This window comes from Allobosea sp. P1_A7, from assembly GCF_056406775.1.
Map to the genome: position 1 here is coordinate 1 of NZ_JBFTZN010000217.1, position 10453 is coordinate 10453.

The 10453-nt window shown below is 65.2% G+C and carries 10 protein-coding genes; 6 read left to right on the forward strand and 4 right to left on the reverse strand.

Annotated features, from left to right (window positions below):
• The coding region (locus AC1D34_RS27775) for a DUF1330 domain-containing protein (protein WP_476825937.1) at positions 1–234 on the reverse strand (234 nt) is incomplete at its 3' end.
• Positions 235–376: 142 nt separating this feature from the next.
• On the opposite strand from AC1D34_RS27775, the gene AC1D34_RS27780 reads away from it, so the two are divergent.
• On the forward strand, positions 377–802 hold the full coding sequence (locus AC1D34_RS27780; RefSeq protein ID WP_476825938.1) for a hypothetical protein: 426 nt from the start codon (positions 377–379) through the stop codon (positions 800–802).
• Here AC1D34_RS27780 and AC1D34_RS27785 read toward each other — a convergent pair.
• Complete coding sequence (locus AC1D34_RS27785) at positions 768–2585, reverse strand: glucan ABC transporter ATP-binding protein/ permease (protein WP_476825939.1); 1818 nt, start codon at positions 2583–2585, stop codon at positions 768–770. The two genes, AC1D34_RS27780 and AC1D34_RS27785, sit on opposite strands and share 35 nt — an antisense overlap.
• 141 nt (positions 2586–2726) lie before the next feature.
• Here AC1D34_RS27785 and AC1D34_RS27790 point away from each other — a divergent pair, with 141 nt between their 5' ends.
• Together AC1D34_RS27790 and AC1D34_RS27795 are read left to right on the forward strand one after the other, a co-directional pair.
• Positions 2727–3497: a motility protein A gene (locus AC1D34_RS27790; protein ID WP_441492519.1), complete on the forward strand. Its 771-nt coding sequence runs from the start codon at positions 2727–2729 to the stop codon at positions 3495–3497.
• A gap of 14 nt (positions 3498–3511) precedes the next feature.
• Positions 3512–4336, forward strand: coding sequence for an OmpA/MotB family protein (locus AC1D34_RS27795; RefSeq protein ID WP_441492520.1), 825 nt, complete (start codon positions 3512–3514; stop codon positions 4334–4336).
• A 31-nt stretch (positions 4337–4367) separates the two neighbouring features.
• Here the strand turns inward: AC1D34_RS27795 and AC1D34_RS27800 are convergent, their stop codons facing one another.
• Both AC1D34_RS27800 and AC1D34_RS27805 read right to left on the reverse strand, forming a co-directional pair.
• Positions 4368–4895 carry a CAP domain-containing protein gene (locus AC1D34_RS27800; protein WP_441492521.1) on the reverse strand — a complete coding sequence of 176 codons (528 nt, stop codon included), beginning with the start codon at positions 4893–4895 and terminating at the stop codon, positions 4368–4370.
• A 4-nt stretch (positions 4896–4899) separates the two neighbouring features.
• Positions 4900–7518, reverse strand: coding sequence for a DUF3772 domain-containing protein (locus AC1D34_RS27805; protein ID WP_441492522.1), 2619 nt, complete (start codon positions 7516–7518; stop codon positions 4900–4902).
• Positions 7519–7740: 222 nt separating this feature from the next.
• Here AC1D34_RS27805 and AC1D34_RS27810 point away from each other — a divergent pair, with 222 nt between their 5' ends.
• The 3 genes from AC1D34_RS27810 to AC1D34_RS27820 form a co-directional block, all read left to right on the forward strand.
• Positions 7741–7890 carry a hypothetical protein gene (locus tag AC1D34_RS27810; RefSeq protein ID WP_441492523.1) on the forward strand — a complete coding sequence of 50 codons (150 nt, stop codon included), beginning with the start codon at positions 7741–7743 and terminating at the stop codon, positions 7888–7890.
• A 95-nt stretch (positions 7891–7985) separates the two neighbouring features.
• Positions 7986–8453, forward strand: a complete 468-nt coding sequence (locus AC1D34_RS27815; RefSeq protein ID WP_069882390.1) for a (2Fe-2S)-binding protein — start codon at positions 7986–7988, stop codon at positions 8451–8453.
• A gap of 124 nt (positions 8454–8577) precedes the next feature.
• Positions 8578–10453 (forward strand): xanthine dehydrogenase family protein molybdopterin-binding subunit (locus tag AC1D34_RS27820; protein WP_476825940.1); only part of this gene is annotated, 1876 nt, incomplete at its 3' end.

The following is a 10453-nucleotide window of genomic DNA, read 5'->3' on the forward strand; positions in this document are numbered from 1 at the left end:
CAGGATAGCCTGATAGGCCTCTGATTCGTACCAGGCCTTCGCGGCCGCACGGTTCGGGAACTCGATCACGATCAGGTCGCCCGWCCAGCTGCCCTCCAGCAGCTCCGGCTGATCGCCATGGATGATGAAGCGCCCCTGGAACGGTGCCAGCGTCGCATCGATGCCTTCGAGATAGCCAATGATCTCAGGTCCCAGAGCGACGTGGGTGAGGTGGGCCATGGCGTAGGTCTTCATCGTGAAATCCCCTTCGTTGTCAGCCGGGCTGGTCTGCCGATGTCGCGACCTTCGCCTGCAGATGGAATGAAGTCGATTACCTCCAGGGTTATCGCGGCAACCCGTTCGCAATCCCGCCGCAAACCGGCGCGACAGCTGGGGCATGACCAAGCGTCTCCTTCGTTCGCTGCTCTGCGGCACCACTCTCGTTGCGGCCCTGACCGCGGCGGATCAGGGCAGGGCGCAGCCCGAGCCGAGCTTGCGCGCGGCCTGTTCCGAACTGCGGCAGGCGCTGCGGGGGCTCGAAGGGAAGGAGGGCGAACTCACGACCATTCAGGTCGAGGGAGAGTTGACCATGGTCCGCTCCGACGGGGCGCTGGTCTATCTCGCGCTCTGTCATGCGCCGGATCCGCAGGTTCTGTGCGTCACCTATGCCGAGAATGGCAGCAAGCTCGGCGACCGGGTCGTGGCCAGCGGCAGCTTCGAACGGGTCGGACCCAACCATGTGAAGCTCGATCCCTGTCTGCATCACGAACCGGACAAGGAGCACGCGGTCAATCGGCGGCGAGCTTCTGGGCGAGCGGGCTGACCGCGTCCTCTGCCAGCATCGCGACCGGCTTGTCGGTGACGAGATACTGCGCCCGCGCCAGCGCGGCGAAGCGTCCGCCCCTGGCGACGAGTTCGTCGAAGGAGCCCATCTCGATGACGCGGCCCTGCTCGAAAACGAGAATCCGGTTGGCGTTGCGGATGGTGGCCAGGCGGTGCGCAATGACGAAAGTCGTGCGGCCCTTCATCACCTCGTCGAGCGCCTTCTGGAGCTTCACTTCCGTGGCAGCGTCGAGCGCGGAGGTGGCTTCGTCGAGAATCAGGATCGGTGGGTTCTTGAGGAGCGCGCGCGCGATCGAAAGGCGCTGGCGCTCGCCGCCAGACAGCGTGCGGCCGCGTTCGCCAACCAGGGTGTCGAGCCCGTCGGTCTGGCGCGCCATGACTTCGGTCGCCTGGGCCCGGTCGAGCGCCTCAAGCATCTCGGCATCGGTCGCGTCGGGCTTGCCGACGGTGAGATTCTCGCGGATCGAGCGAGCGAAGAGCATCGGCTCCTGAAAGACGACGCCGATATTGCGGCGCAGGCTGAGCAGCGAGATGTCCCGAATATCACTGCCATCGGCGAGGATACGGCCGGATTGCGGATCGAAGGCGCGGTGCAGCAGGCCGAGCGTGGTCGACTTGCCGGAGCCGGTCGAGCCGACAATGGCGATGGTCTCGCCGGGCTCGACGGCGAAGGACACGTCGGCGACCGCCGCGCGCTTGCCGTCATAGGAGAACGAAACGTCATCGAAGGTGATGCGGCCCTCGAGGCGGCCGACATCGGGCGCGCCCGGGAGATCGCGCACGGCCGGCATGGTGTCGAGCACCCCGAAGAATTCGCGCATCTTCGGCGCCTGCATGAAGATGAAGTTCACGAAGGAGACGATCTGCTCAAGCCGGCCGACCAGCATGGTGGCGAAGCCCATGAAGGTGACGATTTCACCGACGGTTGTCTGCCCCATCATCAGGAGCCAGGTGCCGACGACGAAGATCGCCAGCACGGTGAGCGTTGCCGAGGCGCGGGTTGCCACCGTCGCGATCGCCCACCAGGACAGCACCGGAAGCTGCGCCTCCAGCAGGCTGGCGATGGTGGAGCGCAGGCCGCGTACCTCCGCTTCGATGCGGGTGAAGCTCTGGATCACCGGGACATTGCCGAGCGCGTCCGAGGCGCGTTCGGCAAGGTTGGAGTGGTAACCTTCGACATTGCTCTGGAGCTTTTCGGTCTTGCGCAGCACGAAGGCCGTCAGCGTGCCAAAGAGCACGACGAGGCYGATCAGCAGCAGCCCGAGCTGCCAGTTCTTCCAGAGGGTGAAGGGCAGCAGGATGAAGAGCGCGACGAAGCTGGCGCAGTGTTCGCGGAAGAAGGAGAGCCATAGCGCCCACATGCCGCTGGTGCCTTCCAGCATCACCTTGAGCACCCGGCCGGAATGAGTCTGGGTGTGGTAGGCCAGCGGCAGGGTCAGGGCATGCTCGAAATAGTCGGCCATCACGGCGAGGCGGCGGCGATGGGCCAGCCGGTCGGCATGGAGGGCGACGAAGACGCTGGCTCCGATATTGAAGAGCCCGAAGCCGACCCAAGCCGCGATCAGGACATCGATGTCGCTCCAGTTTGGTCGCTGGCCGGAGCTCTGGATGCTGGTCAACCTGTCGATCAGCGTGCCGAACAGAATCGGCTCGGCGAAGGCTGCGGCCGCCAGCAGGATATTGGCGAGCGCAAGGATCAGCCCCAGCCGCTTTTCGGGGCCGAGTTCGCCGAGGACGCGGGCATAGAGCGCAAACAAGGACATCCGCGGAGCATTATCCGAGCCGCGGGCCTGAGCAAGTGCTCAAGCTTAACGCTTCGTTCAAACCGCTCCCGCTATGGTTACCAGACTGCCAAGACAGGGCGCTGCGCGGGTGCTGGATCTGCGTGGATCAGGATGGCTTAAATGGATATCGCAACCGGCGTCGGCATTCTGGGCGGTATCGCGACAATCATTTCGCTGATCATGATCGATGGTGGCAATTTTGCCGCCTATTGGGATAAGCACGCCGCGATCATCATCTTCGGTGGTGCCTCGGCCGCGACCATGCTGCGCTTCCCGTTCTCCGTGATTGCCCATGGCATTCCGATGGGCTTCCGTTTCGCCTTCACGATGCGCTCGATCCATCCGCGCGAGTTGATCGACGAGATCACGCGCGTCGCCGAGATCGCCCGCAAGAGCGGCCCCGTCGCGCTGGAAAACGTCGAGGTCTCCGATCCGTTCCTGGCCCAGGGCCTGCGCTACATCGCCGACGGCTATGACAAGGAGTTCATCCGCGACACGATGGAGCGTGACCGCGACAACTTCCTGCAGCGGCTCGACGAGGGTTCGAAGGTCTATCGCGCCATCGGCGACTGCGCCCCGGCCTGGGGCATGATCGGCACGATTCTCGGCATGGTGACGATGTTCGCCAATATGAGCGACCCGTCCAAGCTTGGCCCCGCCATGGCGACGGCGCTGCTCGCGACGCTCTATGGAGCGATGGTCGCGAACATGTTCACGCTGCCAATCGCCGACAAGCTGCATATCAAGCTCGAGGAAGAAGAGATCTCGCGCACGCTGATCATCGACGGCGTCCTGCAGATGCGCGATGCCAAGAGCGCGACGCTGGTGCGCGAAATGCTGCTCGCCTATCTCCCCGACCATCATCGGGCCGAGATGGCCCAAGCTGCCTGACGGAAACCTGAGCGATGGCGAAGAAAAATCGCGGCGGCCATGGCGGTCACGGCTGGTTCGTGACCTTCGCCGATCTGATGGCGCTGCTGATGGCGTTCTTCGTCATGGTCGCGGCCTATTCGAGCCAGGACAAGAACAAGCTCCAGATCGTCGCGGGCTCGATGCGCGAGGCTTTTGGCACACAGACCGACATGCGGCTCGCCGGCATCGTCGAGGTCGACGGCATCCCGACCAAGACCCATATCAAGAACGCCTATATCCGGCCGCTCAGCGAYGCGTCCGACACGACAGCGCCCAACCACAACCAGCAGAAGGAAGACGGCCTGGTCTCGGCGACGCATGACCGTGGCTTTGCGCTCGCGGCCGCCTCGCTCCGGCAGGCCCTGCGCGAGATGCCGGAGATCGCCGAGCTCTCGCGTAACATCCTGGTGGAGGTTTCCGAGGCGGGCATCGATATCCAGCTCGTCGATCAGGATGGGCGGGCGATGTTTGCCGAGGGCTCGGCGCAGCCGAACGAGCGCATGCGCAAGCTGCTCGCGGCCGTCGCCCCGACGCTGCGGCGGATGTCCAACAAGATCGCGATCACGGGCCATACGGCGGCGCCACGTCCCGGAGCGGCCCCGGAAGGCAATCCCTGGGAGCTTTCGGTGGCGCGTGCCGCGGCGGTCCGCGAGATCCTCAGCAATACGGGTGTCCCGGATGACCGCTTCGCCTCCGTCACCGGCAAGGGCGACACCGAGCCGCTGATCAAGGACAATCCTTATCTCGCCTATAACCGCCGTGTCGGGATCGTCCTCAAGGCGGATGCACCGCCGCTGCCCTTCGGCGCGAAACCCTGAGGCAGCTTCGTCTCAGCGCGTCAGCCTTGCCTCAGGGGGCGAGGATCAGTGCCCAGTAGACCTGATATTTCGAGCCCGGCGCATAGGCGGTGGCAATGCCCATGCGGGTGGCGCCCGGCGTCTTCATGACACGGTCGTGCTGTGGCGAGTCGCGCCAGCCCGAGAAAGCTTCGGCCAACCGCCGATAGCCGGCGGACAGATTGGCTTCCGCTCCCGGCTGGCCGGCCCGCGCCAGCCGCGCCTTGACGGCTTCGGCCTGGACTGGCTTGTCGGCCGCGGCCATGGCGCCGGCCTCCTGCTCGGCAGCCTCGACCAGGGCCGGATCAAGCTTCAGCGTGCCGAGCCCGTGGTTCATCCGGTAGGCCGAGATCATGGCGCGCGCCTCATTTGCATCGACCCGGGCCGAGGGCGAGCCGAGATCGCGGTAGAAAGCGGGCTGGCTGGTCCGGGCAGGCTCGGTGCAGCCGGCAATGCCGAAGACGGCGAGCGCACCGGCGACGAGGGCGGGGCAGGTCACGGTTCGGTGCGCCACGGCGGCTGCACGGAAAGGCTTGGGCATCGCATCATTCCTTGCTGTCGTCCTTGGACGCATCCTTGGCCGGCTCGGGCGCGTGCGTGGTTTCGCGCCGCACCTGCTCCTCCGGCTCCTCCTCCTCCCCCGTCTCACCGTTGAGGAGGCGGGGCCTTGATGCGCGCGCGGTGGTTACGGCTTTCTTGCGATGCGAAGGCTTTGTTTCGCGCCCGACGGCGGCGGCGATGTCTCCGAGCGATTGTTCGATGCCGTCGAGGCCCTTGACGAGCAGCTCTGCGCCGGCTGCCGGCCCTTCCATTTCGGTCAGGCGCTTGTGAATGGCGAAGTTGAGATCGCTGGTGACGCGGCCGACGATGTCGACATCCGCGACGACGCAGATCAGGTCGAAATCCATCGTCGAGGTGCCGATCTTCTTGAACTGCACGGTTGGCGGCGGCTTCTGCAACACGTCGCCATGGGAGTGGGCGGCCTCGGCGAGCATCGTGCGCACGTCGGACGCGTCCAAACTCCTGGGCACGGTGATCGAGATCAGCGAGCGGCCGGTGCGATCGGCGCGCACCCGGTTCCTGACCACACCCGAGACGAGGTTGGAGTTCGGCACGATCACGGTCGAGCGATCGAAGGTCGCGATCTCGGTCGAGCGGACATTGATGCGCTTGACGATGCCTTCCGCGTCGCCGACCACGACCTGATCGCCGACCCGGATCGGGCGCTCCCACAGCAGGATCAGCCCCGAGACGAAATTCGAGACCACGGACTGCAGGCCAAAACCGATACCGACGGAGAGGGCGCTGGCGACGAGGGTCAGGCGTTCGAGGCTGAGACCCAGCGCAGAGACGGAGAGCGCGACGGCTGCGGCATAGCCGAGATAGCCGGCGGCGGTGATGATCGAGTTGCGCAAACCGGTATCGAGCTGCGTCGTCGGCAGGAACTTGCCTTCAAGCCAGCCCTGGGCGCCGCGTGTCGCCGTCAGGGCGAGCGCGAAGAGCAACCCGGAGACGATGATCGAGGACAGCGAGATCGTGACGCCGCCGACCTGGAAACCGAAGAAGGCGGCGCGCAGCGATGTCAGGAAATCGACCGATTCCAGGCCCCAGGGGGCCAGCGCGAGCATCAACGTCACCACGATCAGCACGAGCTTGAGCAGCCCGGTGACGATGACGGCGATCTTCTGCAGCGCCGAGCCCCGGATGCCGACGCCGGCCTTCAGGGTCAGCGCGAAATGTCCGTTGCCGGTCAAGAGCTCGCTGATGCCGAGATCGAGCAGCTGGTAGGCAAGGACGAACAGGCAGGCGAGAATGCCGAGCCAGAGCACCTGCTCGGTCAGGAAGGAGGCGAAGACGACATAGCCCGTCAATGCAGCCAATGCGATGACGAGGCCGACGATCCAGCCGAAGATACGGATCGGCCCGAGCGAGGCGCCATCGACTGCCACATAGGGGCCGAGACAGGCCTCCTCCTCGACTTCCTTGTCGTCGCGAAGCTGGTAAAGCCCGGCGATCAGGACCGCCGCGAAGACGAGCACAACCACGCCGCGGACGACAATCGACGATGCCAGGCTGGCGGCGATGGCCTGGAGCCAGGCCTCGAGCACCTTGCCGGTCGATACAACGAGCGCGAGCGACGCCGCGATCCAGACCACGGTCCGGGCCGTCGAGTCCATGACGCTGACAAGGCGCCGCTGCGGCTTGTTGGGAGCAAACAGCGCGTCGGCCAATGCCTGGACGAAAGCGAAGATCGCGAGCCCGACGACGATCGCCCAGATGACCGGCTGGATGCGTGGCGGCAGGAGGCCCGCAGTTTTGAGCGCGGCGTAGATCAACCAGCTTGCGAGCGCCGGCGGGGCCGCACCGGCCACGATATGGGCGAGCGCGACGTGAAGGCAGCGCAAGCTGTTGGTATCGCCTGTTGGATCGAGCCGTTCCGCAAAGCGCGGCAGGTAGCGTGCACGGGCGACGTAGAGCAGGATCGCGCCGAGGAGGGCGACAGCGACAAGCGCTCCGCGGGCCGTGCTGGATGCTTCGACGACGACGGAGAGCCAGTCCCCGAAGATCAGGCCGGACGCGCGCATGTCCTCCGGCGAGGTCGACAGTGCCGCGCCCCAGAGCTCCGGGTTGACGATGGCGGGCCCCGGCGCGAACAAGGCCTTGGCGAAGAGGTCGCGGCGCCGGTCGCCGATGCTGGCCAGAAGCTGTTCTGCCTGGAGAAGGGCCGAGCGCGAGATCTTCAAAGTCTCGTCAGCGTCGGCAAACGCCTTCTCTCGCGTTTCGCGCTCGCGGACGACTTCGGCGGATTCGGCCGGCGCCTTTGCGTCGGGCTTCGGGCCGAGCTGCTCGATGCGCAACTTGGCCTGCTCGGTCTTCGGAGCCTGTTCCTCGGTGATATGGCGGAGCTGTTCGAGCAGAGGCTGCAGCCTGAGCCGGTGGCGCTGCAGCTCGGCATCGGTCGCATTCGGATTGGCGAAGAGGGTCTCGATCTGGGCGAGTTCGGCACGCGCTGCGTCGAGACGAGTCCTGGCCGGGGCCGGATCGGGAGCCTGGGCCCAGCTCTGTGCGGCAAAGATCAGGGCTATGGCCAGAAGCCCAAGCGCCGCCAGTGCGGCGCGCCACGCTGTGGCGATGGAAACCTCTCGTATGGCGAGGGCCGTCATGGCGATCCTGGCTCGTTCAGGCTGATTCGACGCGATGCCGCACCTCGCCCTCTCCAGCTGCGTAAGGCAAGGCGAGATCGGAAAATGCGTCGGATGGGGCAAGGACGGCACCTTGTTGCTGGGAATGCCGAACTGGCGCCTGATTCATCACATTGATGTGAGAAATGGAGCAGTCAGCGAAATGCGAGGATTGCCCTGATCGTCGATAATCAGGACGTGATCATGGCAATCAGGGGGCTGATTGCGCATTTTTGGGTCGATCCTGCTGGGATCGTACAGGTCATCCCGGAGCGGAGCGTCTGGGAAACGGGTGCGGCGCTCGCACTTTTGGCATTGGCTCAAGGTCGCTTTCTGGATTTCAATCTCATCTAAATACAATCTGTCCGCGTGCCCGTTGGCTCGGTGGACTCCTGGCGAGGCGCGCTGGCTCTCTCGCCACTCTTCTGAAATCGAACCGGGAGGTTGCGGTGGCGAAGCTGAGCATAAACGGCAAAGTGCTGGATGTGGCGGTCGATGGCGACACGCCGCTGCTTTGGGTGATACGCGAACAGATCGGCCTGACCGGAACGAAATATGGCTGCGGCGTCGCGCAATGCGGTGCCTGTACCGTGCATATCGACGGGGTCGCGACGCGCTCCTGCGCTCTCCCCGTGAGCGCCGTTTCGGCGGAACAGAAGATCGTCACCATCGAAGGGCTTTCGCCGGATGGATCGCATCCGGTGCAGAAAGCCTGGATCGCTCATGATGTTCCGCAATGCGGCTACTGCCAGAGCGGTATGATCATGGCCGCTGCTGCGCTCCTCCAGGCCAATCCCAAGCCGAGCGAAGCGGACATCGCGAATGAAATGACCAATATCTGCCGTTGCGGCACCTATACGCGGGTCAAGGCGGCAATCCTGGATGTGGCGGCCAGCGGCACGCTCGGCCGCGGCTAAGCCTCTTCGCGTCGACCCGACCGAGCGTCGGTCCGCATGTTTCACGTTTTGCCTGGGTAGGGTCGAGCGCGACGGGCCAGGTGCCCTTGCTCCCCTGCTTCCCTGACGGAATCTGGAGGACGATATGATTTCTGCCTCGGCTGACACATCTGCGACCCTGTCCCGCCGCACCATGCTCGCCGGCTCCGCTGCGGCGGCCGGGGCCTTCACCTTCGGCTTTGCCATACCGTTCGCTGGCGAGGCGATGGCGCAGGGGGCCGTCAAGGAAATCAATGCGTGGGTGGTGGTCCATCCCGACGACAAGGTGGTGATCCGCATCGCCCGCTCCGAAATGGGGCAGGGGACGCTGACGGGGCTCGCCCAGCTCGTCGCCGAGGAACTGAACTGCGACTGGGCCAGGGTGACGACCGAATATCCGACGCCGGGCCAGAACGTCGCGCGCAACCGCGTCTGGGGCAATTTTTCGACGGGTGGCAGCCGTGGCATCCGGGAATCGCATGAGTATGTCCGCAAGGGCGGCGCGGCGGCGCGAATGATGCTGATCCAGGCTGCCGCGAACCAGTGGAGCGTGCCGGCGGCGGAGTGCTCCGCCGAGAAGAGCATCATCACGCACAAGGCTTCCGGCCGCTCGCTGCGCTATGGGCAGGTCGCCGAGGCGGCGTCGAAGCTCGAGGCTCCCAAGGATGTTCCGCTCAAGGATCCGAAGGACTGGACGATTGCCGGCAAGCCGCTGAAGCGGCTCGACACGGTCGACAAGACCAATGGCGCCAAGATCTACGGCATCGATCTGAAGATGCCCGGCATGCTCAATGCCGCAATCAAGGACTGCCCGGTCTTCGGCGGCAAGGTGAAGAGTTTTGACGCCGCCAAGGTCAGGGCCATGCCGGGTGTGACGCATGTCGTGCCGGTGGGCGAGACGGCCGTCGCCGTCGTCGCCGAGACCTGGTGGCAGGCGAAGACGGCGCTCGATGCGCTGCCGATCGAGTGGGACAATGGCGAGAATGCCAAGGTCTCGAGCGAGAGCATCGCTGCCTGGCTCAAGGAAGGTCTCGATGCGCCCGAAGCCGTCATCGGCAACCAGGTCGGAGACGCGAAGGCTGCGATCGCCAAGGCGGCGCGTGTCGTCGAGTCGGTCTATTCCTACCCCTTCCAGAACCACGCCACGATGGAGCCGATGAACGCGACGGCGCGCTACACGCCGGAGCGTTGCGAGGTCTGGACCCCGACCCAGAACGGGGAGGCGGCGCTGGCTGCGGCGTCCGAAGCCTCGGGACTGCCGATCGCCAAATGCGAGGCCTACAAGATCGATCTTGGCGGCGGGTTTGGCCGGCGCGGCGCGGTGCATGACTGGGTCAGGCAAGTGGTTGCCATCGCCAAGCAGATTCCCGGCACGCCGATCAAGCTGGTCTGGTCGCGCGAGGAGGACATGCTGCATGGCCGCTACCACCCGGTGACGCAGTGCAAACTGACCGCCGGGCTCGACAAGGATGGCAATCTGACCGGGCTGCACATGCGCATTTCCGGCCAGTCGATCGTGGCCGGCATCTTCCCGCAGAATATCCAGAACGGGCGTGACCCCGCCGTCTTCCAGGGCCTCAATCCACCGGGGCCGGAGGCTTCGATCGGATATGGCATCCCGGATCTGCTGATCGACCATGCGATGCGCAATCCTCATGTGCCGCCCGGCTTCTGGCGCGGCGTGAACCTGAACCAGAACACGATCTATCTCGAATGCTTCATGGACGAGCTCGCCCATGCGGCGGGCAGGGACCCGCTCGAATTCCGCCGGGCGCTGATGAAGAACCATCCCAAGCATCTGGCAGTTCTCAATGCGGTCGCCGAGAAGGCGGAATGGGGCAAGACCCTGCCGGCCGGGGTCTATCGCGGCATCTGCCAGACCATGGGTTTTGGCTCCTATGTCGCGGCGGTCGCAGAGGTTTCGGTCAGCGCAGAGGGCAAGCTGAAGATTCACCGCATCGTCGCGGCGACCGACCCCGGCC

Bases quoted from the DNA above. Each gene is read 5' to 3' on its own strand.
- AC1D34_RS27780 (WP_476825938.1), top strand. From the start codon at position 377: ATGACCAAGCGTCTCCTTCGTTCGCTGCTCTGCGGCACCACTCTCGTT.
- AC1D34_RS27790 (WP_441492519.1), top strand. From the start codon at position 2,727: ATGGATATCGCAACCGGCGTCGGCATTCTGGGCGGTATCGCGACAATC.
- AC1D34_RS27800 (WP_441492521.1), bottom strand. From the start codon at position 4,895: ATGCCCAAGCCTTTCCGTGCAGCCGCCGTGGCGCACCGAACCGTGACC.
- AC1D34_RS27805 (WP_441492522.1), bottom strand. From the start codon at position 7,518: ATGACGGCCCTCGCCATACGAGAGGTTTCCATCGCCACAGCGTGGCGC.
- AC1D34_RS27810 (WP_441492523.1), top strand. From the start codon at position 7,741: ATGGCAATCAGGGGGCTGATTGCGCATTTTTGGGTCGATCCTGCTGGG.